The organism is Corallococcus sp. RDP092CA (assembly GCF_041903675.1).
Classification (GTDB): Bacteria; Myxococcota; Myxococcia; order Myxococcales; family Myxococcaceae; genus Corallococcus.
This window is the reverse complement of record NZ_JAYESI010000038.1, coordinates 22,547-48,319: the sequence shown is the minus strand read 5'-3', so window position 1 is coordinate 48,319 and position 25,773 is coordinate 22,547. Positions and strand designations below refer to the sequence as shown.

General features: G+C 72.6%; 22 protein-coding genes. 8 read left to right on the top strand and 14 right to left on the bottom strand.

The genetic code is table 11. The features are described 5' to 3' along the window. Position 1: 1 nt before the first annotated feature. Both U8525_RS29905 and U8525_RS29900 read right to left on the bottom strand, forming a co-directional pair. The gene (locus U8525_RS29905; protein ID WP_374270106.1) at positions 2-463 is read right to left on the bottom strand and encodes a hemerythrin domain-containing protein; all 462 of its coding nucleotides are present in this window, start codon (positions 461-463) and stop codon (positions 2-4) included. 117 nt (positions 464-580) lie between these two features. Continuing rightward, entirely contained in the window at positions 581-1,930 is a 1,350-nt protein-coding gene (locus tag U8525_RS29900) for a sigma-54-dependent transcriptional regulator (RefSeq protein WP_374270126.1), read from the bottom strand. Positions 1,931-2,159: 229 nt separating this feature from the next. Between U8525_RS29900 and U8525_RS29895 the strand changes: the two genes are divergently transcribed. Both U8525_RS29895 and U8525_RS29890 read left to right on the top strand, forming a co-directional pair. Continuing rightward, positions 2,160-2,534: a hypothetical protein gene (locus tag U8525_RS29895; protein ID WP_374270105.1), complete on the top strand. Its 375-nt coding sequence runs from the start codon at positions 2,160-2,162 to the stop codon at positions 2,532-2,534. A 402-nt stretch (positions 2,535-2,936) separates the two neighbouring features. Continuing rightward, entirely contained in the window at positions 2,937-4,529 is a 1,593-nt protein-coding gene (locus tag U8525_RS29890) for a methyl-accepting chemotaxis protein (RefSeq protein WP_374270104.1), read from the top strand. Positions 4,530-4,596: 67 nt separating this feature from the next. Here the strand turns inward: U8525_RS29890 and U8525_RS29885 are convergent, their stop codons facing one another. The 3 genes from U8525_RS29885 to U8525_RS29875 all read right to left on the bottom strand — a co-directional run bounded on the left by U8525_RS29885 (position 4,597) and on the right by U8525_RS29875 (position 7,071). After that, a complete protein-coding gene (locus U8525_RS29885) occupies positions 4,597-4,902 on the bottom strand; it encodes a helix-turn-helix domain-containing protein (RefSeq protein ID WP_374270103.1) in 306 nt (101 codons plus the stop codon). After that, on the bottom strand, positions 4,899-5,297 hold the full coding sequence (locus U8525_RS29880) for a type II toxin-antitoxin system RelE/ParE family toxin (RefSeq protein ID WP_374270125.1): 399 nt from the start codon (positions 5,295-5,297) through the stop codon (positions 4,899-4,901). The genes U8525_RS29885 and U8525_RS29880 overlap by 4 nt, the downstream gene beginning before the upstream one ends. 121 nt (positions 5,298-5,418) lie before the next feature. Next, the gene (locus tag U8525_RS29875; protein ID WP_374270102.1) at positions 5,419-7,071 is read right to left on the bottom strand and encodes a formate--tetrahydrofolate ligase; all 1,653 of its coding nucleotides are present in this window, start codon (positions 7,069-7,071) and stop codon (positions 5,419-5,421) included. Positions 7,072-7,251: 180 nt separating this feature from the next. Between U8525_RS29875 and U8525_RS29870 the strand changes: the two genes are divergently transcribed. Then, the gene (locus U8525_RS29870) at positions 7,252-8,025 is read left to right on the top strand and encodes a hypothetical protein (RefSeq protein WP_374270101.1); all 774 of its coding nucleotides are present in this window, start codon (positions 7,252-7,254) and stop codon (positions 8,023-8,025) included. Between the two features lie 193 nt (positions 8,026-8,218). Here the strand turns inward: U8525_RS29870 and U8525_RS29865 are convergent, their stop codons facing one another. The 3 genes from U8525_RS29865 to U8525_RS29855 all read right to left on the bottom strand — a co-directional run bounded on the left by U8525_RS29865 (position 8,219) and on the right by U8525_RS29855 (position 12,565). Further along, a complete protein-coding gene (locus U8525_RS29865; RefSeq protein WP_374270100.1) occupies positions 8,219-10,936 on the bottom strand; it encodes an AsmA family protein in 2,718 nt (905 codons plus the stop codon). 246 nt (positions 10,937-11,182) lie between these two features. After that, the gene (locus tag U8525_RS29860) at positions 11,183-11,644 is read right to left on the bottom strand and encodes a fibril protein (RefSeq protein WP_374270099.1); all 462 of its coding nucleotides are present in this window, start codon (positions 11,642-11,644) and stop codon (positions 11,183-11,185) included. A 159-nt stretch (positions 11,645-11,803) separates the two neighbouring features. Then, the gene (locus tag U8525_RS29855) at positions 11,804-12,565 is read right to left on the bottom strand and encodes an iron-containing redox enzyme family protein (RefSeq protein ID WP_374270098.1); all 762 of its coding nucleotides are present in this window, start codon (positions 12,563-12,565) and stop codon (positions 11,804-11,806) included. Between the two features lie 217 nt (positions 12,566-12,782). Here U8525_RS29855 and U8525_RS29850 point away from each other — a divergent pair, with 217 nt between their 5' ends. Continuing rightward, positions 12,783-13,721, top strand: coding sequence for a dimethylarginine dimethylaminohydrolase family protein (locus U8525_RS29850; protein ID WP_374270097.1), 939 nt, complete (start codon positions 12,783-12,785; stop codon positions 13,719-13,721). Between the two features lie 63 nt (positions 13,722-13,784). Here the strand turns inward: U8525_RS29850 and U8525_RS29845 are convergent, their stop codons facing one another. Then, positions 13,785-14,537 carry a sterol desaturase family protein gene (locus tag U8525_RS29845; protein ID WP_374270124.1) on the bottom strand — a complete coding sequence of 251 codons (753 nt, stop codon included), beginning with the start codon at positions 14,535-14,537 and terminating at the stop codon, positions 13,785-13,787. Between the two features lie 358 nt (positions 14,538-14,895). On the opposite strand from U8525_RS29845, the gene U8525_RS29840 reads away from it, so the two are divergent. Continuing rightward, entirely contained in the window at positions 14,896-15,231 is a 336-nt protein-coding gene (locus U8525_RS29840; RefSeq protein WP_374270096.1) for a hypothetical protein, read from the top strand. Positions 15,232-15,281: 50 nt separating this feature from the next. On the opposite strand, the gene U8525_RS29835 is transcribed toward U8525_RS29840, so the two are convergent. The 3 genes from U8525_RS29835 to U8525_RS29825 form a co-directional block, all read right to left on the bottom strand. Beyond that, positions 15,282-16,388: a hypothetical protein gene (locus tag U8525_RS29835; protein ID WP_374270095.1), complete on the bottom strand. Its 1,107-nt coding sequence runs from the start codon at positions 16,386-16,388 to the stop codon at positions 15,282-15,284. Between the two features lie 31 nt (positions 16,389-16,419). Further along, positions 16,420-17,934: a VWA domain-containing protein gene (locus U8525_RS29830; protein WP_374270094.1), complete on the bottom strand. Its 1,515-nt coding sequence runs from the start codon at positions 17,932-17,934 to the stop codon at positions 16,420-16,422. Between the two features lie 137 nt (positions 17,935-18,071). Continuing rightward, the gene (locus U8525_RS29825; RefSeq protein ID WP_374270093.1) at positions 18,072-20,912 is read right to left on the bottom strand and encodes a PAS domain S-box protein; all 2,841 of its coding nucleotides are present in this window, start codon (positions 20,910-20,912) and stop codon (positions 18,072-18,074) included. Positions 20,913-21,143: 231 nt separating this feature from the next. On the opposite strand from U8525_RS29825, the gene U8525_RS29820 reads away from it, so the two are divergent. Next, positions 21,144-22,874 (top strand): ATP-binding protein, encoded by a 1,731-nt coding sequence (locus U8525_RS29820; RefSeq protein WP_374270092.1) that lies wholly within the window; start codon positions 21,144-21,146, stop codon positions 22,872-22,874. Between the two features lie 22 nt (positions 22,875-22,896). Here U8525_RS29820 and U8525_RS29815 read toward each other — a convergent pair whose 3' ends face one another. Further along, complete coding sequence (locus tag U8525_RS29815) at positions 22,897-23,412, bottom strand: GreA/GreB family elongation factor (RefSeq protein WP_374270091.1); 516 nt, start codon at positions 23,410-23,412, stop codon at positions 22,897-22,899. An 86-nt stretch (positions 23,413-23,498) separates the two neighbouring features. On the opposite strand from U8525_RS29815, the gene U8525_RS29810 reads away from it, so the two are divergent. Both U8525_RS29810 and U8525_RS29805 read left to right on the top strand, forming a co-directional pair. Next, positions 23,499-23,780, top strand: coding sequence for a rhodanese-like domain-containing protein (locus U8525_RS29810; RefSeq protein WP_374270090.1), 282 nt, complete (start codon positions 23,499-23,501; stop codon positions 23,778-23,780). Positions 23,781-23,844: 64 nt separating this feature from the next. Then, positions 23,845-24,732, top strand: a complete 888-nt coding sequence (locus U8525_RS29805; protein ID WP_374270089.1) for a DMT family transporter — start codon at positions 23,845-23,847, stop codon at positions 24,730-24,732. A 13-nt stretch (positions 24,733-24,745) separates the two neighbouring features. Here the strand turns inward: U8525_RS29805 and U8525_RS29800 are convergent, their stop codons facing one another. Further along, positions 24,746-25,666 carry an alpha/beta fold hydrolase gene (locus tag U8525_RS29800; RefSeq protein ID WP_374270088.1) on the bottom strand — a complete coding sequence of 307 codons (921 nt, stop codon included), beginning with the start codon at positions 25,664-25,666 and terminating at the stop codon, positions 24,746-24,748. Between the last annotated feature and the right edge of the window lie 107 nt (positions 25,667-25,773).

Here is a 25,773-nt window from a genome sequence, read left to right as displayed (position 1 = left end):
GTCACGCCGGCGCGGGGGCCTCCAGCTGCCGCATCGCCTCGTTCCGCGCGTCGGACGCGGAGCGGACGATTTCATCGCTGGACGGGCCGAACGCGCTCGCGTCCATCCCGCGCAGGCGGGGGAGCACCTCGCGCTCCTCCTCCGCCATGTGCTGGGCCACCACCGCCTCCAGCTGCCGCACCGTGGCCTCGCGGCGGCGCGCGTCGTGGCGGACGCGCAGCAGCTCGGAGAGCAGCTGGGTCATCTCCCCGTGCTCCTCCACCGCGAAGTCGATGCAGGGCCCCGCCACGACGGTCCTCGCGATGGGGTACACCCAGCGCTCCTCGAGGGTGCTGTGCAGGGTGAGCGTTTCGGCCAGGCGCAGGCACAGCTCCCGCTTCTCTTCGTCCGGCGCATGGCGCCAGGCCTCGAAGAGGGCCTCGGCGTCGCGGTGCTGCTGGATGAGCACGTCGATGAGGTTCATGACGGGCCAGGGTTCGCACGCGCGCGCAAGGGTGCAATCCACTCGGAAGGGCGAGCGCCCCTGCACGCCCCGGCCTCCGGTGCCGGGCCTGCATGCACTGGCGCACAGCCTCGCGCGTCATGTCTCCGGCTTCGCGTCCGCTTCGTACTTCTTGCGCTTGCGCCACAGCGTGGACGCGTCGATGCCGAGCAGCCGGGCCGCTTCATCCAGCGTCGGCGCGGAGGCCATCACCCGCAGGATGTGCTCGCGCTCCACCGCCTCCAGCGTGTGCGGCCCGCCCAGGGTCACCCCCGGCCCCACCGAGGACGCGATGCGCTCCGGGAACGCCTGCGGCTCCACCACGCCGGACGCCCCCACGATGAGCGCCCGCTCCAGCGCGTTGCGCAGCTCGCGCACGTTGCCCGGCCACGGGTAGGCCCGCAGCATCGCCTCCGTGGCGGGCGACAGCTCCGGCGCGGGGCGCTGCGCGGCCTTCGCGAAGAAGGCGATGAAGCGGCGGGCCAGCGGGAGGAGGTCCTCCGGCCGCTCGCGCAGGGCGGGAAGCTTCACCTCCAGGACGTTCAACCGGTACATCAGGTCCTCGCGGAAGCGGCCCTCCGCCACGTCCTTCTCCAGGTCGCGGTGCGTGGCCGCCACCACGCGCACGTCCGCCTTGCGCGTGCGCCCCTCGCCCAGCCGCTCGAACTGCTTCTCCTGGAGGAAGCGCAAGAGCTGCGCCTGGAGCGCGGGGCTCATCTCCGCCACCTCGTCCAGGAAGAGCGTGCCGCCTTCCGCCTGCTCCACGCGGCCCGGCTGGTCCTTCACCGCGCCCGTGAAGGCGCCGCGCGCGTGGCCGAACAGCTCGCTCGCCAGCAGCTGTTCGGACAGCGTGGGACAGTTGATGGTGACGAAGGGCCGCTTGCGCCGCGCGCTCATCGAGTGCAGCGCCCGCGCGAGCACCCCCTTGCCCGTGCCGCTCTCCCCGCGCAGCAGCACCGCCGCGTCGGACGCGGCCGCGCGCTGGATGAAGCCGATGGCCGCGTGCATGGCCGGCGACGCCGTCTCCAGCGTCGCCTCCGGCACCGCCTGCGCCAGCTGCCCCTCCAGGTCCCCCAGGTGCGAGGTCAGCTCCCGCTGCGCCTTCGCGCGCTCCAGGACGTGGCGGATCTGCGCGGGGGTGAACGGCTTGGGCAGGTAGTCGCGCGCGCCGCGCTTCACCGCCTCCACGGCCGTGTCGAAGGTCGCGTAGGCGGTGATGAGGATGACGTCCAGCGCGGGGGACTCGGCGAGCAGGCGGGGCAGCAGCTCCAGGCCGGACGCGTTGCCCAGCCGCAGGTCCACGAACGCCAGGTCCGCCGGCCCCTGGGCGAGCGCCGCGAGCGCGGCCTCCGGCGTGGCGGCCTCGCGCACCTCGCAGCCCAGGCCCTCCAGGCACACCCGCAGGGTGTGGCGGATGTTTCGCTCGTCGTCCACCACGAGCACCCGCATGGGGCGCTCCGTCGCCTCGGCACTGGCACGCACTTCCATGGTCACAGTCTAGGAGCACGCCGTGTGCCGGGCCCGTCTGTCGGATGCCGGGCGGCGCAAGCCATGGAGGCCGCACCGCACCCGGCACGATGGGCCCGGGGCGGCGGTTGCAAGGTGCAACGTGGAGCGGGCTGGTGTCTGCTGCGGCACGGCCGTGCGGCTGGCACGCGCCATGGATGGAAGGGAGCCCATGGGCAACGAAGGGACGCCTCCGGACGCGGGGGGCGAGGAGAAGAACATCTTCGCGAAGGAGCTGGCCCCACCGCCCAGCATCTGGCTGCGCAAGGGCACCTGGCTGGGCCTCGTCTTCCTGGTGATGGTGGGCGTCTTCATCTGGCTCCAGGGCGGGGAGAACCGCGCGCTGGACGCGATGTCCCCCTCGCAGCGGGAGGCCCTCTTCACGGAGACCCGCGAGGAGTTCCGCCTGCTGTGCCTGGTGGACGGCGGCGCCTCGCGCTGGCCCAGGAAGTGCGCGAACCACGCGGCGTTCCTCTCCCGCTTCTCCGAGTGCGACGACGCCTGCCGCCGCGAGGTGGAGCCCTTCCTCCCCCAGCCCTCGCGCTGAGCGCCCGCCCCCGCGCGCCGCGCCACCTTCACCAGGAGTGAATAGACCCTCCAGGTGGGCTGGCTCCTGAGGGGCTGGAATGATCGCGCCCGGGTGCCCCGGAGCGCTGTCACGGCAGACGTGAAGCGTCCTTCGCCACGAGTCCCACCTGACAGGGTGAAGTGTCCCACGTGACCCTGCGGGGCAATACCGACCCGTTTCCAGGACAATTCAAGGGGCGCGGGCTTGAGTCGAGGGGTGAGGTGTTGTCTATCCTACGTGTCCTGACGGAGCCCCGGCCCCCGGGCGAGCCCGTGGGGGCCGCGGAAGGATGAGCGACATGAGCTGGCGCAGCAGGCCCGGCGCGGGAGTTGGACCGCGCTTCATCGGGATGGGTGACATGGGCGCGCGAGGGGGTGTGCGATGGCCTTGAGGCTCAAGCAGAAGATGATGGTGCTGCCGACGGTGGCGGCGGCGTTCCTGGTGGCCATCGTGGCGGTGACGGTGGTGCTGGGCGCGCGCACGCGGGACGCCTCGGAGCGCATCGGCTCCAGCCTGGCGCCGTCGGTGAGCCTGGCGCAGACCGCGCGCGCGGGGTTCGCCGCGCTGCACCAGGACGTGGGTGACGCGGTGGCGCTGCACGCGGTGCAGCAGCAGACGCTGGACGCGCAGGTGGCGGGGCTCCAGAAGGGGCTCGCGGCGCTGCGCGGGCTGCCGGACGTGGACGGCTCGAAGGTGGAGGCGCTTCAGGGGGCCTTCACGCGCTACTGGCAGGAGGCGTCGCGGGTGGTGGCGCTGGTGGCGAGCGGTGATCCGGCCGCGGAGGCCGCGCTCGCGAAGCTGGAGCCCGCGTACCGCGTGGTGCACGACGGCCTGGAGCGGGTGACGGCGCAGCAGGAGGCGTCGCAGCGCGAGGCCTTCATGGAGGTGTCGTCGCTGCACGGCACGACGCTGACGTGGGTGCTGGTGCTGGCGGTGGCGTGCATCGGGGCGCTCGGGGTGGCCACGGTGTGGCTGCTGCGCGAGGTGACGACGCCCCTGGCGCGGCTGACGGCGACGGCGACGCGCATCGCGCGGGAGGGCGACCTGTCGCTGAACATCGACACGAGCGCGCAGGACGAGGTGGGCGAGCTGGCGCGCAGCATCCAGACGCTGATGACGCGGCTGGGCTCGGTGCCGGGCACGCTGCACGCGGTGGTGACGGAGCTGACGGCGGCGGCGGCGCGGCTGAACGTGGCGAGCCACGAGCAGCTCAACTTCCTGACCAGCCAGTCGCGCAGCCTCACGGAGGCCAGCTCCACCATCGCGGAGATCGCCCAGACGTCCGGCATGGCGGCCAGCCGCGCGGAGATGGTGCTGAAGGTGGCGGCGCAGGCGGACGCGTTCAGCGCCTCCGGGCAGGTGTCCATCGAGCGCAGCGCGGAGGGGTTGCAGCAGATCCGCGCGCGGGTGGGCGCGCTGGTGGGGAGCATCGGCGTGCTGTCCGAGCAGGCGGTGCACGCGGGGGAGATCATCGGCAGCGTGAAGGACCTGGCGGACCAGTCCAACGTGCTGGCGTTGAACGCGGCCATCGAGGCGGCGCGGGCGGGCGAGGAGGGCCGGGGCTTCGCGGTGGTGGCGAAGGAGATGCGGGCGCTGAGCAGCCAGTCGCTGCAGAGCACGCAGCGCATCGGGAAGATCCTCCTGGAGATCAACCAGGCCATCCGCGAGACGGTGGGCATGGCGGAGGAGGACAGCCAGAAGATGGAGGATGGCATCGAGCAGGTGCTCTCGTCCGCGACGACGCTGAAGGACATCACCCAGGTGGTGCAGGAGAGCAGCCAGGCGGCGCGGCAGATCGTCGCCTCGGTGACGCAGCAGAACGCGGGCATCACGCAGATGACGGAGGTGGTGACGCAGCTGTCGGAGATGATGAGCGACGTGGTGGCGGCCACCACCAACGCCGAGCAGGCGGTGGGGCAGATCAACACGTCCCTGGGCAAGCTCCAGGCGCTGTCCACCGCCTTCCGCGTCTAGCCGTCGAAGGCGGAGTCCAGCAGGGCCCACGGGCCGCTCCGGAGTCACCGGGGCGGCCCGTCGTGCGTCAGACGCCCTTGAGGATGATCCGCTTGCCGCCGAAGACCGCGGCGACCTCGATCTCTCCTCCCATCGCTTCGACCGCGCGCCGGAGGGTGGAGAGTCGGTGGTCCTCCCGGGCTTCGGTCTGGGAGAGCTGACCCTGGGAGATGCCCATCCGTTCCGCGAGCTGCGTCTGCGTCAGCCCCGCGAACTCGCGCACCTCCCGCAGGCTCATCTCCAAGAGCTCCTTCCGGACGCGCTCGTCCTGCTCCTTGAGCTGCGCTGGCGTGAACTTCTCCCGGCGCATCCCCTTCCAACTGTGGAGCTTCATGACTCCGTCTCCTCGCGGTCGTTCTTCGAAGCATCATGAAGTCCGGCGGCGCTTTCCCAGAGGTAGCGCAGCCAGATCTTCTCGGCCTGGGGGATCATCCGCTCGTAGAAGCGCTTGTCTCCGGTCTTATCGCCTCCCAGGAGCAGGACCGCGTTGCGGCTGGGGTCGAAGGCGTAGAAGACCCGGATGGGACGCCCGCCGGATTGGATGCGCAGCTCCCGGAGCGGCTGGGTCGTGCCCTTGAGCTGGCTGCAGTACGGGTACCCCAGTGCGACCCCCTTCGCGGCCAGAAGCTCCACGCCATGGTCCACGGACCTCGCCGTGTCCTCGTCGAGCGCGAGGAACCAGTCCCTGAACTCGTCGGTCCCGGCGACTTCAACCTGTGAAGACGGAATATCATTCCTGGATGATATTCCGTCAAGATGATGGGGGGATGACCTGGTGCGCTTCCGGTGGGGCAGGGCCGCGAACTCCCGTCGGGTGAACGGCGGGAGACGCTAGGCCCTCCCTCTGACGTCACTCGCCCTGCATCAGGCCCGTGATGCGGCCGTCCGGGTGGACGGTGACGCGGCGGGCGGCGGGCTCGCGGGGCAGGCCCGGCATCGTGAGCAGCTCTCCGGTCAGCGCCACCAGGAAGCCCGCTCCCGCGGACAGGCGCACCTCGCGCACCGTCAGCGTGAAGCCTCGCGGCCGCCCCGTCTTCGACGGATCGTCCGACAGGGACAGGTGCGTCTTCGCCATGCACACCGGCAGCCCCGCGCCGCCCAGCGCCCGCGCCGTCTCCAGGTCCTTGCGCGCCCCCGACGTGAAGGCCACGTCGTCCGCGCCGTACACCGCGCGCGCGATGGCGCGGATCTTCTCCTCCGGCGCCTGCTCCAGCGCGTAGAGGAAGCGCGGCTTCGGCGGCGCCGCGTCCGTCGCGTCGAGCATCGCCAGCACCGTGTCCGCCAGCTCCAGCGAGCCCTCGCCGCCCCTGCTGAAGCCGTCGCACACCGCGATGCCCACGCCCCGCGCCTTCGCGAACGCGCGCAGCTCGTCCAGCTCGGCTTCCGTGTCCTGCGGGAAGCGGTTCACGCACAGCACCGCCGGCAGGCCGAACGCCGCCACCGACTCCAGGTGCTTCTCCAGGTGGTTGAAGCCCTTGAGCAGCGCCTCGCGGTCCGGCTCCGCCACCTGCGCGGCCGCCGCGCCGCCGTGGTGCTTGAGCGCGCGCAGCGTCACCACCAGCATCACGCCCCGGGGCCACACGCCCGCGCTCCGGCACTTGATGTCCAGGAACTTCTCCGCGCCCAGGTCGAAGCCGAAGCCCGCCTCCGTCACCACCTCGTCCGCGTACGCGAGCGCCATCCGAGTGCCCACCACCGACGAACACCCATGCGCGATGTTGCCGAACGGCCCCGCGTGGACGAGCGCCGGTCCGCCCTCGCGCGTCTGGGCCAGGTTGGGCATCAGCGCGTCCTTGAGCAGCGCCACCATGGACGCCGCCGCGTTCACGTCGTTCGCGCGCACGGGCGAGCCGTCCGGCGCCTGCCCCACCACGATGCGCCCCAGCCGCGCCTCCAGGTCCTTCAGGTTCTCCGCCAGCGCCAGGATGGCCATCACCTCGCTGGCGGCCGTGATGTCGAAGGACGTCTCGCGCGGCACGCCGTGCGCCTTGCCGCCCAGCCCCACGATGACGTTGCGCAGGAACCGGTCGTTCATGTCCAGCGCGCGCCGCCAGCGCACCCGCGTGCCCTCCAGCGCCACCGGGTGGCCGTAGTACACGGCGTTGTCCACCAGCGCGGACAGCAGGTTGTGCGCGCTGGTGATGGCGTGCAGGTCGCCGGTGAAGTGCAGGTTGATGTCCGCCGCCGGCTCCAGGCTCGCCTGCCCGCCGCCGGTGCCGCCGCCCTTCACGCCGAAGACGGGCCCCAGGGACGGCTCGCGCAGCGCCGCCACCGCCTTGCGGCCCCGCTTGCGCAGGCCCATGGCCAGCGCCACCGACATGGTCGTCTTGCCCTCGCCCGGGGGCGTGGGGTTGATGGCGGACACCAGCACCATGCGGCCCTGACGCGTGCTGCGGCCCAGGGCGTCCAGGGACACCTTGGCGCGGTCGCGGCCCCAGGGGAGGACATCTTCCGGCGCGAGCCCCAGCTCGGCGCCGACTTCAGTGATGGGACGGAGCGTCATGGCAGGGGACTCTCCGTGTCCCGCTGGAGGAGGTCAACGCTCGCGGCACGGGGGGCGGCAGGCAGGCGCACGCCGCGCGAGGGTTCCCTGGACGGGGAGCGGGTGGGAGGATGCGCGCGCAGCGCGGAGCCCGGGAGCGCGTTCGAATAGGCGGCCGGGAGTTCCGTCAGGGAGAGCATCATGAATCGCATCCTCGGCATCGCATCGGTGGGGTTGTCTTCGCTGGCGCTCGGCGTGGCCCTGTGGGGGCCCGGGAAGTCGGAGGCCCCCGTGCCCCAGGAGGCGCCCCGCGTGCAGGACTCGGCGGCGGACGTGCGGGCGCTCCAGAACCGCGTGAAGGCGCTGGAGGAGACGGTGCAGCTCCTGTCCCGGCGGATGATGGCCTTCGAGCAGGGCGGCGGCACGGCCTCGGCCGGCACGGGCGGCCCTCCGCCCGCGGGCCTGGAGGCGGAGGTCGCGAAGCTGCGCGAGGAGCTGCGCGGCGTGATGGTGGGCGAGGCGCTGACCAACGACAGCGCGAGGCAGTCGCTGAAGGAGCTGATGCGCACGGTGCAGGACGAGCAGCGCACCGAGCAGCGTCAGCAGTGGCAGCAGCAGGTGGACCAGATGCGCGCGCAGGCGGAGTCCGAGCGCTCCGCGCGCCTCAAGACCTTCATCACCAACGCGCGCCTCAACTACAGCCAGGAGCAGGCGCTGACGAAGGCGATGCAGGCCGAGGACGCCAGGCGCCAGGAGCTGGCGGCGTCGATGGCGGGAGGTCGGCCGGGGCGTGACATGCGCCAGCAGATGCGCGACCTGCGCCAGCAGACGGACGCGGAGATGCAGAAGGTGCTCAGCGCGGAGCAGATGACGCAGTATCAGGAGATGCGCCGCGACGACATGAACCCGCGAGGCGCTGGCGGCCCCCGGGGCGGCCCCATCGGCGGTGGCTGGGACACGCGCGGCGGGCAGTAGCCGCTCGGCCGTCGGGGCCTCCAGGCGCGGGACGTCCTCGATGGCGAAGGCGCCCGCCAGGGCCGCCGACGAGCGGAGGGGACCCGGTCCCAGCAGGCATTCGCGGGCAGGTCTCCGTCCCGTTCCTCCAGGAAGAGGAACGGGACGTCCGCGTCGAGGGCCTCGGCCGGGGCGCGCGTGATGCCCCCGGTGCCTACTTCCCGCCGAAGATGCCCTTGAGCCGCTTCTTCGCTTCTTCCTCGGCGCGCTGCTTGGCCTTCTCCTGCTCGAGGCGGGCCTGATCCTCCAGCTTCTTCTTCTCCTCGTTGGCGCGCGCCTCCAGCTCCTGGCGCTTGGCCTCCGCCTCGGCCTTGGCCTTGTCCTGGCCGCCCGTGACGAGGTCCTGCACGGCCTTGCCCTTCTCACCCAGCAGGCCGCCCACCGCGGCTCCCCCGGCCAGCTTCAGGATGGTCGTCGCCGCCGGCTTCACGTCCACGCCCGTCACGTCCGGGCTCCACGCCTTGCCCGCGATCTTCAGCCCCACCGGGATGGACTCCGTCGGCGTCACCTTGCCCATCGTCAGCGTCTTGATGGTCGAGGGCGTCAGCGACACGCCGCCCGTCAGGTCCAGCGTGCCGTCCAACCCGACGCCGCCGTTGAAGCTCATCGCCGCCTCCGGCCGCGTCCAGGTGATGGGCTTGCTCAGCTGCGCCACGCCGTTCTTGATGGTCACGCTGAAGGGCAGGTCCCCCCCCAGCGACGTCACCTCGTTGCTCTTGAGCGCCTTCGACGCGAAGGGCAGCGCCTTGGACAGCGGCCCCGTCACGGACGACACCAGGTCCTTGCCCAGGAACGTGCCCTCCAGCAGGTTGCCGTTGATGCCGCCCAGCAGCGTCTGCCGCAGCTTCTCCGGCGTGTAGCCCACGCCCTGCACGTCCACGTTGCCGTTGAACTTGCCCGTCAGCACCTGCTTCGGCGTGCGCTCCGCCAGCGCCTGCGCCACCTCCAGGTTCTGCACCTGCACCTTCGCGGTGAAGGGCCGGGCCTCCGGCGCGGGCCCCAGCCGGAGGGTCGTCCCGTCCGCCACCACCTTGCCGCCGTAGATGCCCGTCGAGAACCTCTCCACCGTGATGAGGTCGTCCACCATCTTCACCACGCCCGTCACGTGGGTGAGGTCCATCGCGGTGTAGCGCAGCGACCCGATGTTGAACTGGATGTCACCCCGGTAGCCGTTGAAGCGGTTGGGCGCCCCCGGCGGCGGCTCCGGCGGGAGCTTTCCGCCGTTGCGCGCCAGCACCTGCTCCTCGCTCATCAACAACTTCTCCGCATCCAGCTTCGCGGCCTTCACGTCCGCCTTGAAGGTCGTCGTCGCCTTCCTTCCCGTGCCCGCCAGCGTCACCGAGGCGGTGCCCGTCACCGTGTCCTCCAGCGCGCCCAGGCTCATGCTGCTGACGTTCACCGTCATCCCGCTGCCCGTCTTCGCCGGCGCGTACGTGCCCGCCGCCGCGACCTCCAGCCGCTGCCCCGGCGCCTTGTTCACCAGCAGGCCCGGCCGCAGGTCCACGCCGTTCAGGTCCGCCTTCGCGTCGAAGCGCAGCGCGCCGCCGCTCGCCGCCGCGCCCGTCACCTTCGCGTTCAGCTTCATCGCGCCGCCGGCGTCCTTCGTCAGCTGATCCGGCACCCGCAGCCGCACCGGCGTCAGGTCCACCGCGATGTCGAGGGCCTGCGCGTCCTGCGTGCCGCTGCCGCGCACGTCCAGGCCAATGGGGCCGGCGATCATCCCGTCGAGCTGCTTGCGCAGCGGCGGGTAGTACTCGGCGAGCACGGCGGGGTCCAGGTTGCGCCCCGTCAGCTCGAAGCCCTCCACCGCGGGCTTGTCCGTGAGCATCCCCTTCACCTTGCCCTTGCCCGTGATGGCGGCGGGGCCCAGGCCCAGGTTCAGCTTGTCCAGCGCCAGGTCACCCGTGGCCATGTCGCCCGTCACGTCTGTGTCGAGCACCACGTCCAGCGCCTTGCCGCCCTCCGAGCCCGCGAACTTCATCCCCAGCGCCTTGATGGCGCCCACCAGCTTCGTGGGGCCCTTGCCGCCGGGCACCGCGCCGCCCAGGTCCGCCTTCCAGTCCGCGTCCAGCGTGCCCGCCTGGAGCCCCACGTCCGGAGGCAGGAACGGCCCCAGCGGCGACAGGTCGATGTGCTCCGCCTTCAGCGTCACCTGCTCCGGCGTGGGGATGAGCGTCGCCGGCAGCGGCGCCGCGGCGAGCGTCATCTTCAGGTTCTGCTTCTCCGCCAGCACCGCCGCCGCCAGGTCCACCTTCAGCGGCTGGCCCACGCGCAGGTCCTTCACCTCGATGTCCAGGTCCTTCACCGCCAGCTCGCGCGCCTGCGCGCCGCCCGCGCGGTCCACGAAGCGGATGGCGCCGTCGGTGAGCGCCGCGCGCTCCACGTGCACGCCCGACAGGTCCGTGGGCTGCGACTCCTCCTCCGGCGTCTCCTCCTTCGGCTGCTGCGCGGCCAGCTTCTCCTGGAGCCGCTGCACGTTGGTGGTGCCGTCCGCCAGGCGGAGGACGTTCACGGTGAGCCCGGACACCTCGGCGTTCTTCACCTGGATGTCCTTGCCCTTCGACGTGAGCAGCGGCATCGCCGCCACGCTCACCGTCACGTCCTTCACCTCCGCGAGCGGCAGGTCCTCGCCCTCGGCGGCGCCCACGCTGACGTTCTGGATGTGCGCGCCCACGTAGGGAAAGAGCTTCGTGGAGACGTCGCCAATCTCGATGGGGCGCCCCAGCTTCTGCGAGTACGTCGCCGCCTGGTCTCGCGCCGTCTTCAGCAGGATGGCGTCCAGGCGCGACAGCACCACCGCCACGATGGCAATCAGGAGGACGAGGATGCCTCCCAGCACATACGGCCAACGCTTCTTCTTCACTGCCGCCACGGTTCCTCCTCCGTCGGGAGAGCGGTCGAACGCTTAGCGCAGCGCCAAGGGGGCTGCACCTCCCATGCTCCTGGGGAGGTTGCCAGCGTGACGGTCAACCGCCGGGGGAACGGCACACTCCCGTCGACCCCTGCATCTAGGCACGACCCTCCCCTGTCGGAAGGGGGGGCACATCCTCGGGGGTGCAAGAGTCCGCCTGCTTTCAGCGAATCGCGGGATTCGAGCGGGGCCGTGGCGCCCCGCACCTCAGAGGTCGATGACCTCCGGCTCGGCCCCGGACGCGGGCGGCGGGTCGCCCTGGCCCTCCAGCAGGAAGCCCCAGGGCGCGTACACGTTCCCGCCCGTGAACGCGTCCACGTAGAGCACCACCGGCGTGTCCAGCCCCTCGTAGGTCACCTCGAAGATGGACAGCCGGCCCTGGCCCTGGCCGAGCCCGTCCACCTGGGTGAACTCGCAGCAGTCCCCCATGCGGCGCCACGCCACCGGCTGGCCCTGGGGCCCCCGCAGGAGCTTGAAGTACGCCATCACGCCCTTGTCCCCCCAGCCCACGCGCACCGGGTTCTCCGGCCGGGTGCCGTAGGTCAGCGGATCCGGCCGCGCCGGCTTCAGGGGGGCGTTCTGGCGCATCACCTCCTCGAAGGACGTGCCCGGGGACGCGCACGCCGTCAGGAGCAGCACCGCCGCGGGGATGACTCGGAACAGGGACATCGGGAACCTCCAGCTCGGCCTGGGAAACCCCCCAAGCTGGCGTCCGCCCCGGCCCCGGTGCATCCCATCCTCTCGTCGGACCGTCCTCCGGGAAACGCACCCTCGGGGCCAGCGCACACGCGCAAGGTCCCGAGGGGAAGGACGACCAGGCTCCCCGCCTCAACGGAGCGGCTTCAGGTCCAGGCCCAGCTCGTGGCGGTAGCGCTCGAAGCAGCGCGCGCCCGCCGTCAGCCGCAGCAGGGCCCCTTCCGCCAGGGGCCGCGCGCACGCGGGGTTCGCCTCCACCAGCGGGCGCAGCACCTCCTGGTTCCACGCCTCGGAGTGCTTCACGTCCAGCGTGGAGTGCAGCGCGTAGTAGCGCCGCACGCGCATGTCGAAGCCCAGGCGCTTCAGGCCCTCGTTGACGCACGCGGTGCGGCCCGGGGCGGTCTCCTCCACGATGCCCAGCGCGCCCACCGCGTGGTACGCGTAGCGGCGGTTGAACGCGAGCGCGCAGAGCAGGTTCGCCAGCGCGTGCGCCTCCCACACCGTGTCCTCGTCCGTGGGCCGCAACCCCAGCGCTCGCGCCATCTCCGCGAGCATCGGCCCGTGCATCGCGTCCTCGCGCCCGCGGCCCAGCTCGTCCCAGTAGTTGCGCGCCAGCTCCAGCTTCGCCCGCGTGGGCAGCTGAAGCTGCGTCAGCGCCACCAGGTCGTCGAAGCCCGCCTCGCCCGCGACCTCCTGCGTGAGGAACCAGTCCAGCTGCGCCCGCGTGGCCTGCGTCGCGAGCCAGGGGAACAGCGGATCATGCTGTCCGGGACCGGACTCCTTCAGGTCCTCGAACCACGCGATGAACCCGTCCGCGTCCTCCGGCGCCTCGGCGGCCCAGGCGGCCACGCGCCGCCGCTCCGCCTCCACGTACTCGCCTTCGAGCAGGCGCAACCGCGTCTCCTCCTGCACGGCTGCTCGCCAGCCCTCGGCGGGGAACCCCGGGGCCAGTCGCGCGCGGTTGAAGCGCAAGAGGGCCCGATGAAGCCGTTCGGACAGGCGTGCGTCCTCCCTCCCCGCTTCCCCAGCCACCTCGCCAAGCCCGCTCATGGTGCGCACCCTCTCTCCACGTCCCGGAAGGCGGGAGTGCCTTCCGGGCTCATGTATGGGGATGACCTTGCACACCGGCCACAACGCTCCCGCCACCTTCGCTGTCAGTCAGGTGCGCTGCGAGAAGGACCATGTCCGCTCCCGCGACTGCGCGTATCAGGTCGCCTGGAACATCAACCCGCACATGAAGCCCGGCGCCGTCGCGTGGCGGCGCGCGTGCGCGCAGCACCGCGGGCTCCTGCGCGCGCTGCGGGACGCGGGCGCGGGCTTCTTCGAGCTGCCCTTCGTCCATGGCGCGTTCGACTCCGTGTTCGCCAAGGACAACGCGGTGCTCGTCTGCCAGGAGGGAGCGCTGCGCGCGCTGCTCGCGACCATGCGCCATGGCCAGCGCCGCAACGAACAGCGCGCGCGGGCCCGGTGGCTGGCCGCGCGCGGCTTCGACGTCATCGAGCCCCCGCGCGTGCACATCGAAGGGGGCGACGTGGCCATGCTGCCCGCGGGCCGGGGCGCCCTGCTGGGCTGGGGCCAGCGCTCCACGCGGCGCGCCGCGGGCGTGCTGGAGGCCTTCCTCGCCGCGCCCGTCACGCCGCTGGAGCTGCGCGACCCGTACCTCTACCACCTGGACACCGCGCTCACCGTCCTGTCCGACGGCACCGCGCTGGTGTGCCCGGAGGCCTTCACGCCGGAGTCGCTGCGCAGGTTGACGCGCACGGAGGGCATCCAGCAGGTGATCCCCATCGCGCGCGAGGACGCGCTCGCGTTCGGGCTCAACCTGGTGGAGGTGGGCGACACCGTCCTCGTCGGCGCGCGCGTGCCCCGCGTGGAGGCGGTGCTGCGCGGCCTGGGGCGCCGGCCCGTCAGCGTGCGGTTGGATCAATTCCACCTGGCCGGCGGCAGCGCGGCGTGCCTCGTGGCGCGCGTGCACGCGCTGCCGCCCCTGTCCGCCCGGCGCTTCCGCGAGGAGCGGGCCCGGGACGCGGCCCGGCCGCTCTCCGCCTGAAAACGAAGACCTCCACGGGCGACGCGGCGCGCGGGGAGGTCCGGGTGAAGCGGGGGAGGGCGCTCAGGACTGCTGTTCGCTGGAGGTGTCCGGCGCGCTCAGCCCCTCGGCGCCCCAGAAGCGGCGCGGGTGACCGTCACCGCGGGTGCCGCCGGAGAGCTTGTCCACCCAGGGGTACTTCTTCGCCTCTTCCTCCGTGTAGCCCAGGTTGAAGACGGTGGGGCTCTTGGGCTTCTCCGAGGCCTTCTCGTACAGCGTGCCGAACACGCGGTCCCAGAAGTAGTTCGTGATGCCGTAGTTGCCCTGCTCGTTGTGGAAGTGGTGGGACATGTGCAGGCGCTTGATGTCCTTCAGCCACTTCTGCTGGGGCGCGTAGTTGAGGTGCTGGATGCAGTGGCAGAACTCGTAGAAGCACGTGGTCACCATGCCCCAGCCCAGCGCCGCCACCGCGCCGGACCGGCCGCCGATGAGGTAGCCGATGGGCGTGAGCACCAGCGCGATGGTGGGCAGCGTGGTGTGCAGCGCGCCGAAGAGCACGCGCAGGTCGTGCGGGTCCTGGTGGTGGTCGAAGTGGATGCGCTTCCACGTCACCGCCGTCGCCGCGGACTTGTAGAGGAAGCGGCCGTGCAGGATGTACCGGTGGATGAGGTACCAGCCGAACGGGTACGCCAGCGTGGCCACCACCACCGCCGCGGCCATGCGCGCCGGGGCCTCGAACCACTTCACCGACAGCACGATGCAGGTGATACCGATGAGGATGTAGGCGACGACGGCGTAGTAGGTGAAGAACGAGTAGACCAGGTCGCGCAGCGACATCCGGTCCAGGTTGTGCTTTCGGTTCAGGAAAGAGACCGCCACGGGGATTCCCTCACTGTTCGCTCCGGCGCAGGTCCCAGGCCGCCGGGGGCGCAGGGCACGAAGGCTTGCTCGCATCCCGGCCCTGGGGCGATGCGGCGGTTCCTGAGCTATCAGTCCGGAGGGCTCCTGGCTCGGGAACGGCGAAGGACCTCTTAGCGTCTTCCTGGAAGGATTGAGAAGTCCCTCTGTTGGCGCAACCGCACATTGTCTGGCCGGCCGCCCCCCTTCCGACCCGGGGCCGGACTTCCGCGTCGGAGTCCCACACCCCACCTTTCCGCCCACGGACGCGAGAGCGATCGCACGAGGGGGCAGACAGATGGCGCGCAAGGCACAGGGACAGCAGGGCAGTGGGACCCCGTCGGGGGAGCGCCCCGCGCGGCGGAAGACGGCCCCCCGGAGGACGGGCGGCGGTGGCGCCGCCGAGGGCCGCCTGGAGCTGCGCCGGGACATCGCGGAGTACCGCGCCGCCGCGGAGGCGCAGGCCGACATCGTCCGCGAGCGCATCAACGCCGCGCTGGAGCTCAGCCGCCGCACGCGCGAGGAGATCGAGCAGCGCATCGCCAACCAGCTGCACACGCCCCGCGTCGCCGCGAAGAAGGCCGCCCCCGCGCGCAAGCGCCCCCGCGCCGCCCCGCGCACGTCGTCGAAGTAGGGAAGGGGCACACGCCCACAGGCCCCGGAGCCCAGGCGCCCGGCGGCGCCCTACGAGCGGACCGCCGGCGCCCGCGCGGACTGCGGCGTCGCGCCCTCCGGTCCGGAGGACTCCAGGTCCAGGGCGGAGAGCTTGTCGGCCAGCGCCTGGATGCGGTCGCTGCTCCCGTCCAGGGGAGACGCGGCCCGGGCGCCGATGAAGCACACGCGGGCCCGCTCCAGCAGGGCCACCTGTGCGTGCAGCTGCGCCAGGAGGCGCTCCTGCTTGCGCGACAGCGCGTCCAGGTGGTTCAGCTCCTCGCCCAGCGACGCGGCGGCGCGCTCCAACTGGCGCCGGGCCACGCCGTCGTGCGCGTCCTGGGCGCGCTTCTTCAGCTCCTGCACCTGGGAGTCCACGCTGCCCTGGGACGCGGCGGTCAGCTGGGCCTCCAGCTCGGTGTGGGACTCGGCCAGGGTGAAGGCGTCCCGGGCCAGCTTCCCGAGCACCTTCTGGAGCTTCTCCAGCTCCGGGCCCCGGGCCAGCTTGCGCGCCTCCTCCTGGCACTGGCGGTAGAGGGTGAGCGCCCGGGTCACCAGGGCACGCACCTCCCCGGACAGCGTGGCCTCCAGGCGCATGCCCCGGGTGGCCACCGCGTCCAGGTCCATGGCCAGGTTCGCCGGCAGCGTGCCGATGCTCCAGAACAGCGCCACCACGGCGTAGTCCACCATCAGCGGGAAGTAGCCCCGCGCCGGCAGGAAGCGCGCGTGGAGGACGCCCGCCACGTACAGCCCCAGCGCGGTGGTGACGGCGGCGGCCCCGGCGCTCAGCGCGACCTGGGGTGGCGTGCCCTCGCTGTCGCGCCCGTTGCCCCGCCACGCCAGGAGCCCCGCGGCGATGGCGCCCGCCACCGCGTCCTGCCAGGACGACGTCAGCCCCAGCAGGTAGGGCAGGCCGGGCAGCAGCACCATCGCCGCGCGCACCAGGGCGTTCTCCGACGCCCTGGGCTTCACCGCGGTGACGGCCGCCGCCATCAGCGCGAAGTAGCCCGGATCCACCGGGACGCGCAGCACCTGCCGCGCCACGCCGGCCACCAGCGCCATGGCCCCGGCGCCCACGAGCGCGGACAGGCAGCGCGACTCGAAGTCCTCCCGCCGGATGAATTGGATGGAGAGCGGCATGGCGCACCGTGCTTTGCGGACAGCGAAGGGACTAGTAGCTGTTGCTCTGCCCGAAGTTCTTCATCGTCTTCTTCTTCAGGTTGAGCGCCTCGCGACGGACGTCGGAGTCGCTCCGGGCATTGTCGTAGGCTGCCTGGGTCTGGTCCACCTCCGCAAGCTCGCCCGAGAGCGCGGCCGCCGAGGCGCCGAACAGTCGACGCGCGTTGCTCAGCAGGTTGAGCGCGCTCTCCCGGTTGCCGCTCTGCATCTGCTCGGCGGCCGCGCGCAGCTGCTGGGTGCCCAACGCGCGGATGGCGTGGACGCGCACGTCGCGGTCCAGGTTGGCGTGCACCACCTGGGCGTCGTCCGTCACCTTCGCGTCCAGGGCCAGCGTCACCTGGGACGGCAGGTCCGCCGCCACGTCGACGTAGGACACCGCGGCGCTCAGCACGCTCATGGCCGCCGTGTTCGCGGGCGCGTCCAGCGTCAGCTTCACCACCACGCGCGCGGACTGGCCGCCCGTCAGGTCGTAGAGGGGGATGCGCACGGTGTTGCCCTCGCGCGTGGAGGGCAGGCCCATCACCTCCAGGCCGCTCACGCCGGGCGGCAGGGTCAGCGTCAGGCTCACGCCGCGCGCGACGGTGCTGGCGGCCTGGTCCAGCTCGCGGGTGAAGATGGCGGCCAGCTCCGAGGAGTCGCTGACGAAGCCGGAGAAGCCGCCGCCGCGCTCGGCCATGCCGCGCATCAGCGTGTCGTTGAAGCCGTCACCCACGCCCAGCGCGCTCACGGTGATGCCCGTCTCGCGCAGCTTGCCCACCAGGGAGAAGAGGCCGTCCTGGGACGTCGTGCCCTCGGTGGGCTCGCCGTCGCTCAGCAGGATGGCGCGCGTCACCCGGTACTCCTTCGAGTACGGGCGCACCGCGTCCGCGCCAGCCACCAGCCCGCCGCTCATGTGCGTGCCGCCGTTCACCTGGATGGCCTCGATGGTGCTCAAGAGCTCGCGGCGCGTGCTCTCGTTGATCTCCACGCTGGGCGCCACCTTCACGTCGGAGCCGTAGTGCACCAGCGCCAGCCGGTCACCGGGCTGGAGCTGCTTCACCAGCGCCTGGGCGGCGCGCTTCGCGTTCACCAGCTTGGCGCCATCCATGGAGCCGGAGCGGTCCACCACCAGCGCCAGGTTCACCGGCACGCGCTGATGCTGCTCCGGCGCGCGCGCCTTCAGCTCGAACACGGCGAAGGCCTCGCCCGGGCCCGCCTTCACGTACGCGCCGGACAGCTTGCCGGTGAGCTCCACCGGGCCGGCCTTGCCGGAGGCGGGCTGCCCCAGGACGACGGGCAGCACCAACTCGACGGGCGCCTCCCCCGGCTGCACCACGGTGTGCGTCTGGTCCACGGCGCTGGCGGTCGGGGCGTTCAACGGGCCCCGCGGCCGGTGGCCGTTGGGGAGCGGCTCGCCGGTGACGGGTGGGTGCGACGACGGCCGCGCGAAGAAGGAGCGCGCGTCGAGCGCGAGCGCGCCCACGAACAGCAGGCCAGCGAGGAGCAGCAACAGTTTGGTGCGGTTCATGCGCGACGGACCTTCCCCCAAGGGGTTCGAGCGGACGAGCCCACGCTCGCAGACCCGTCACGGGCGCGCATCGGTCAGTGGGAGGACCCTCCTCCCGATGACCGATGGGGAGGGAGCCGGACCGGCGGGCCCGAGCGTCAGGCCGGGTCCGGCGGCCCGTGCCGCACCAGCTCCTCCACGGCGCCGCGCACGCGCGCCTCGTCGAAGGGCTTCTCCAGCAGCGGGTTGGGGATGCGCTCCAGGAACTCGCGCGCGCCCGCGGTGAAGGCGCCGCCGGACACGAAGACGAAGCGGCGCTCCAGGCCCGGGTACTCGCGCCGCACGGCCTCGTACACGTCGCGGCCCGCGAGGTCCGGCATCATCACGTCGCACAGCACCGCGTCGAAGGCCGGCGCCCGCGACATGCGCTCCAGCGCCTGGCGCCCGCTGGTGGCCACCTCCACGTCGTGGCCTCGCAGCAGCCGCTGGAGCACGCGGCCCACCGCGGGCTCGTCGTCCACCACCAGCACGCGGCCTCGCGGCGCCACGGGCGCGACGGGCGCGGGGGCCTCTGGCGGGCGGTGGACCGGCGCGGGCGCGGGCAGCACCACGCGGAACGTGCTGCCCCTGCCCACGGCGCTCTCCACCTGGATGTCGCCGCCCAGCCCCGCGATGATGCCGTGGCAGATGGACAGCCCCAGGCCGGTGCCCACGCCCACGGGCTTGGTGGTGAAGAACGGATCGAAGATGCGCCCCATCACCTCCGGCGCGATGCCGCTGCCCGTGTCGCGCACCTCCACCACCACCTGCCCGCCGGCCGCGCGCGTCGCGAGCACCACCTCGTGGTCGTGCGCGGAGCCCTCCGGAATGGCCTGCGCCGCGTTCACCACCAGGTTGAGGAACACCTGGCAGAGGCGGCCCTCGTTGGCCAGCACCTGCGGCACGGTGCCGTAGTCCCGCCGCAGCCGCGCGCGGTGGCGGATCTCATTGGCGGCCATCATCACCACCGAGTCCAGCACCGCGTGCACGTCCACCGGCGTCATGCGCTCCTCATCCGGCCGCGAGAACGTCTTCAACTGCCGGACGATCTGCCGCACGCGCTCGGCGCCCTCGCACGCCTCGCCCAGCACCTCCTGCCACTCCGCCACGTCCGGCGGGCGCAGCTCGTGCACGCCCGCGCCGGGGGACAGGTGGTGGCGGAACTCGTCCGACAGGAAGGCCAGGTTGGAGAGGACGAAGGCCAGCGGGTTGTTGATCTCGTGCGCGATGCCCGCCGCGAGCGTGCCCACCGACGCCAGGCGATCCGCCAGCGTCAGCCGCGCCTGTAGCTGGCGCTGCTCCGTCACGTCGCGCGCGATGGACACCACCGCGGGCTGGCCGTCGAAGCGCAGGGGCAGGCTCGCCAGCTCCACCACGCGCGTGCGCCCGTCGCGCAGCACCAGCCGCCGCTCGCTGGTGAGCGGCGTGCTGTCCCCGGAGGCCACGCCCGTGCCCGGCACGTCCGCCAGGAACTCCGACAGCCGGCGGCCCACCAGCTCCTCGGCGCGCGCGAAGCCCAGCGTGGTGACGAGCACCGCGTTGGCGTAGACGATGTGGCCGTCGCGCTCGATGGCCGCCGGGTCGGGGAAGCCCTCCATCAGCGCGCGCAGGCTGGCCTCGGAGCGCTTCAGCGCCTCCTCCACCTGCCGCCGCTCGGTGATGTCGCGCGCCAGGCCCTCCACCGCCACCACGCGGCCCGCCGAGTCCATCACCGGCGCCACCACGTGCTCCATCCACAGGAGGCTGCCGTCGGGGCGCAGGAAGCGCAGCTCCACCGGCGCGCCGTCCACGGACAGGGGCGACTCCAGGAGCCGCTCCAGCGCGGCGCGGTCGTCCGGGTGCACCTGCCGGTACCACAGCTCCGGATCCGCGTAGTGCGCCTCCGGCCCCAGCCCCAGCTTCGCGTGCGCCACGCGGCTGACGTACGCGAAGCCGCGCGGGGCCTCCCGCCGGTAGAGGTACAGCACGTCCGACGCGTTCTCCGCGAGCTGGCGGAAGCGGTGCTCGTGCTCGCGCAGCGCCCGCTCGGAGGCGCGGCGCTCCAGCGCCACGGAGATGGCGCCGCTGGCCGCGGACAGCAGGTCCACCTCCAGCCGGTCCCACTCGCGCGCCTCGTAGCAGTTGTCGAAGCCCACGAACCCCACCAGCCGTCCCTGCACGCGCAGGGGCAGCACCAGCAGCGACAGGATGCCCTGCGGCTCCAGCAGGTCCCGCTCGACGGAGGGGAAGGTGGCCACGCGCCCGGTGATGACCTCGCCGCGCCCCAGCACCGCCGCCCAGCGCCCCAGGATGGGCTGCACGGGCAGGTCCTGGAGGACCGGGTTGTCGATCTCCGCGGGCACGCCGGGCGCGCACCACTCGGCGCGCTGGCTACAGAGCAGCGTCCCCTTGATGTCGGTGTAGATCTCGAAGACGTAGACGCGGCTGGCGCCGGAGGCCTGCCCCAGCGGCGCGAGCGCGGGGCCGTACAGGTCACCGCCCTCCTGCACCGACAGCAGGCGCTGCTGCATGTCCACCAGGGCGGTGAGATAGCGCTCGCGCCGGGCGAGCGCGTCGCTCGTGCGCTTGCGCTCGGTGATGTCGTTGAGCGTGCCCGCCATGCCCAGCAGCTTGCCCTCCTCGTCGACGGTCACCCGCGCGAAGACATCCACCCAGCGGAAGCCGCCGTCGTGCGTGAGGTAGCGCACCTCGTGCTGGACGGAGTCGCGCTCGCGCGTGAGCAGCGATTGGCAGACGGCCAGCACGCGCGCGCGGTCGTCCGGGTGCACGAAGTCCATCGCGTTGCGGCCCAGGCACTCCTCCACCGGGAAGCCCGTCACCTCGGTCCACGCGGGATTGAGGAAGGCCCACCGCCGCTCCGGGTCCGTCTGGAACACGACCTCCTGGAGCGTGTCGATGACCTGACGGAAGCGGCGCTCGGTTGGAGTGGTGCCATCAGGCCGGGGGAACGGCATCTGCATTCAGGGGACTCGCGGTGGAAGAACTTGGCCGTGCGGGCGGAACACCCGGAGCGCGGACGTGGACAGTCGAACGATTGAGGATCGCCGGCATGCAGGCAAGGGGGCCCGCGGGAAGAGCATGGGGGCGGAAAGCATTCCCTGTCCTTGAGGATGCGGTGGGCTCCGATGTCCTGTCTTCCCTTCTTCCCGGGAGGCGGAGATGACACCATGATGCGTGCGCGGAGCCCTGGCATGTCCGGCATCACCTCTCCAGCCTCGGAGGCCTGCGTGACGGATGGGGACGACCCACCCCTGTCGACGCGCGTCATGGACGCGGAAGGCGTGGTGCTCGTCGAGTGCACGGGCCGTGTGACTGTATTCAACGCGCAAGCCGCGGCGCACTTCGGCATCCCCGTTCCCCTCCACATCGAGCACGCTCGCCTGCCTGGGTGTGAATGGGTGCGGGACGACGGCACACCGCTGCCGCCGCGCGACGCGCCGCTGGGGCGGGCGCTGGCGGGCGAGCCGGTGGACGCCTCCGTGTGGCACGTGCTCCGGCCGGATGGGACGCGCGCCGCGCTGCGCTGCGCGGCGGTGCCGGTGCGGTCCGGGGACGGGCAGGTGGCGGCGGCGCTCCTGCGCACGCACGCGGTGGAGCCGCTGCCGGCCTCGATGCTGGACGCGCCGCGCCTGCTGGCGGAGGCCGGCGCGCTGCTGGGCACGTCCGTGGACGCGGAGGCGCAGCTGGAGCCGCTGCTCAAGCTGCTGGTGCCCGCGCTGGGGGAGGGGGCCCTGCTCATCCTCCGGACGCCGGGCACCCGGGGCGAAGAGGTCGTGCGCGTGGGGGCGGCCCTGCACGCGGACGCGGGGCGGCACGCGCTCCTGCGCGACCTGCTCACGCGCTATCCGCCGGATCCGCCCAGGCCGGGCGGCCTGCCCCAGGTGTTCGTGCCCGGAGGCGTGTGGCGCCTGCCCATCCTCTCCGAGGAGCACGTGGCCGCCATCGCGAGGGACGCGGAGCACGCGCGGCTGCTGCGCGAGCTGGGCCCGCACGGCTGCCTGAGCGTCCCGCTGGGCGTGCGGGGCGGCATGTCGGGCACGCTGATGGTGCTGCGCTCCAACGTGCTGCGCGCCTTTGGCCCGGAGGAGGAGCGCCTCCTCACGGAGCTGGCCCACCGCACCGCGCTCTATCTGGAGAACGCGCGGCTGTACCGCGAGGCGCGCGAGGCGGTGCGCCAGCGCGACGAGTTCCTGGGCATCGCGAGCCACGAGCTGAAGACGCCGCTCACGCCGCTGAGCCTCAAGGTGCAGCTGCTGCAGAAGCAGGTGGTGTCGCTCTCGCGCGAGGGCAAGGACGTGCCCACCGAGCGCGTCGCGGAGGCGCTGGACGTGGTGCAGCGCCAGGTGCGCCGGCTGTCGGGCCTGGTGGACAACCTGCTGGACGTGTCGCGCATCACCGCGGGCCGGCTGCGGCTGGAGCTGGAGGAGCTGGACCTGGCGAGCGTGGCCGCGGAGATCCTCTACCGCTTCTCCGCCGCGGCGGCGCAGGCCGGCACGGAGCTGGGCCTGGAGGCGCCGGTGCCGGTGGTGGGCCGGTGGGACCGGCTGCGGCTGGAGCAGGTGGTGACGAACCTGGTGTCCAACGCGCTCAAGTACGGCGCCGGCCGCCCCGTCGTCGTGGGGGTGGAGGCGCAGGGCCCGCTGGCGCGGCTCACCGTGAAGGACCACGGCATCGGCATCGCGCCGGGCGACCTGTCGCGCATCTTCGAGCGCTTCGAGCGCGCGGTGAGCGACCGGCACTACGGCGGCCTGGGCCTGGGGCTCTACATCACGCGCCAGATTGTGGAGGCGTTCGGCGGCACGGTGCGCGCCGTCAGCGCGCCCGGAGCGGGCGCCACGTTCATCCTGGAGCTGCCCCGGGGCGACATCCCGGAGGAGTGGCTCGTCGCGCACGCGGCGCCGGGGCCCACCGAAGGCGCTTAGGTCCGAGCAGGCCCGAGGCGGCTCAGGCCACTTCCAGCACGGTCCACTCGCGCACCTCCCCCGCGAGCGTCACCTCCACGGTGTCGCCGGCCCTCTTGCCCAGGAGGGCGCGGCCCACGGGCGAGTTGGGCGTGATGACGGAGAGGAAGCCGTCGCCGCCGGGGCCGGTGAGCTCGGTGCCCGCGCCGGCGGGGAGCACGAAGAAGGTGCGCTCGGCGAAGCCCTCCTCGTCCTCGGTGCTGACGTCCACCAGGGCGCCCAGGCCCACGGGCCCCTGGCGCGGGAAGCGGGGCAGCTCCTTCTGGCCAAAGGCGGTGAGCGCCTGAAGCTCCTCCTGGAGGCGGCGGGCGCGCTGGGCCTGCCCCGTGGCGAGGCTGCCGTACTCGATGGCGGCGCGGCCGTCCTCCTTCTTCTCGGACTCGGTGGCGAGGCTGCGGGCGGCCTCGCGGGCGTCGGCCTCCGCGCGATGGGCCAGCCGGTCGCTCTGCTGGAGCCGCTCGGCCAGTTGGTGGAGCAGGGTGAGCTTGTCGAGTCGCATGGGTCTCGGTACAGGACTGTAGCGCCCGGTGTCGCGCCCTCCAGTTTTCAGTCCGAGGGGCCCCAGGCTGGGGTTGAATGGAGGCCATGACGCCTCAGGAACGCTCGCAGAAGGCCCATGAACTCGTCGCCCGGGGCGCGGTGCTGCTGGACGTGCGCACCCCGGAGGAGTTCCAGCAGGGGCACCCGGAAGCCGCCCGCAACATCCCCGTGCAGGTGCTGGCCCAGCGCCTCTCCGAGGTCGGCCCGGCGGGCACGCCCGTGGTGGTGTACTGCGCCGCGGGTGGCCGCAGCGCGGTGGCCGCGGAGCTCCTGCGCAAGGGCGGCTTCCCGGACGTGTTCGACCTGGGCTCCGTGAAGAACTGGTGAGCCCGCGCCCGGGGCCCGCGTGACAGCGGGCCGGGTCCTGGGTCAGCGTGCGCGCCCAGGCATCATGCAGACCCGCACCGCTGGCTTCCTCCTCGTCGCCCTGTCCGGCGCCTCCTTTGGCGCGCTGGGCCTGTTCGCGCGCCTCGCCTACGCGGCGGGCACGGACATGCCCACGCTCCTGTTCCTGCGCTTCACGCTGGCCGGGCTGGTGCTCGCGGGCGTGATGGTCGCGAAGGGCGGCACCTGGCCTCGGGGCCGCGTCCTGGGCGGCCTGGTGCTGCTGGGCGCGCTGGGCTACTTCACCGAGGGCAGCGCCTACTTCATCGCGCTCCAGCACGCGTCCGCCGGGCTGGTGGCGCTCCTGCTCTACCTCTTCCCCGCGCTGGTGGCGATCATCCAGGTGGCCCTGGGCCGCGAGCACCTGAGCCGCCCCCGCTGGCTCGCGGTGGGGCTGGCCCTGTGCGGCACGGCGCTCACGGTGGACCCCGGCCCGGACGCGGAGCTGCTGGGCATTGGCCTGGGCGTGCTGTCGGCGGTCATCTACGCGCTCTACGTCCTGTCCAGCGCGCGGGTGGTGGGGCCGGCGGGGCCGCTCGCGGCGAGCACCGTCGTCCCGCTGTCCGCGGGGCTGGCCTTCGGGGCGCTGATGCTGGTGAAGGGCCCGTCCTTCCCCCAGACGCTGGGAGGTTGGGGCGCGGTGGCGGGCCTGACGCTGCTGTCCACGGTGGTGGCCATGCTCACGTTCTTCGCGGGCCTCAGGCGCATCGGCCCGGTGAACACGTCGCTGCTCTCCACGCTGGAGCCGGTGATGGCGGTGGTGCTGGGCGCCATCTTCCTCGGCGAGCGCCTGTCGCTCCGGCAGGGCCTGGGTGGCCTGCTCATCCTGGTGGCGGTGGTGGTGCTGGCCCGGAGCGACCCCGGCCGCCCGGAGGCCGGGGTGGCCGGGGCCTGAGGCGCGCGAGCGACTACAGGGACTCGAGGAACGAGTGCACGTCGCGCATGAAGCGCTGCGGGCGCTCGGCGTGCGGCGCGTGGCCGGTCTCCGGGTAGAGCAGGTACCTGGCGCCGCGGATGGCGCGGGCCAGGGCGCGCTGCGCGTCCACGGAGAAGAAGCCGTCGTGGTCCCCGCCGATGATCAGCGTGGGCACGCGGACGCGGCCCAGGCGCGCGGAGTGGTCCTCCGCGATGAGCCCGTCCAGGGCGTCCTGCCACACGCGCGCGGGCAGCCTGGCGCTCTCCGACACGAGGGTGCCCAGGTAGGACTCCGGCACGGGCGCGTAGAAGGTGCTGGCCTGGAACTCGTGGATGAACGTGGGGTCCACGGGGTCGGTCAGCGTGTCGACGACCTCCTCGAGGCCCAGGGCCACGTCATTGCCGGCCACGGTGGGCGCGGAGCCCACGAGCACCAGCCCCTTCACGCGGCTGGGGAAGTCCAGCGCCACCTGCTGCGCGATGAAGCTGCCCATCGAGTGGCCCACCAGCACGGCGCGCGGGATGCGCTTCGCGTCCAGGAAGGCCACCACGTCCTTCGCGAACGCCTGCTGCGTGTAGCAGCACGCCGGGCGGGAGGAGCCCCCATGGCCGCGCTGGTCCAGCGCGTACACGTGGTACTGGCGCGAGAAGCGAGGCAGGTCCAGGTCCCAGGAGTGGTGCGAGTCCGTATAGCCGTGCAGCAGGACGACGACGGGCCCGTCCTGGCGGCCCTGCTCGACGTAGCGGAGCGTGACGCCGGTGGGCAGCCGCACGGAGCCCTCGCGGGAATGGCGGCTGGAGTCCTCCATCGCGGCCGGGGCGGTCGCGAGGTCGGGCGCGGCCTCCGGCGCGACATCGGGTCCACAGCCGGCGAACAGCAGCACTGCGACGAGGGGACGAAGGGCTCGCGACATGCGTCAGGGCCTCACGGGATGGGACGCGGCGGGGAGGTCCGCCGCGACGAGGAACGCCATCCTAGAGAGACCCCTGACATCCTGTAGGTGAATCCACCCTGAAAGGT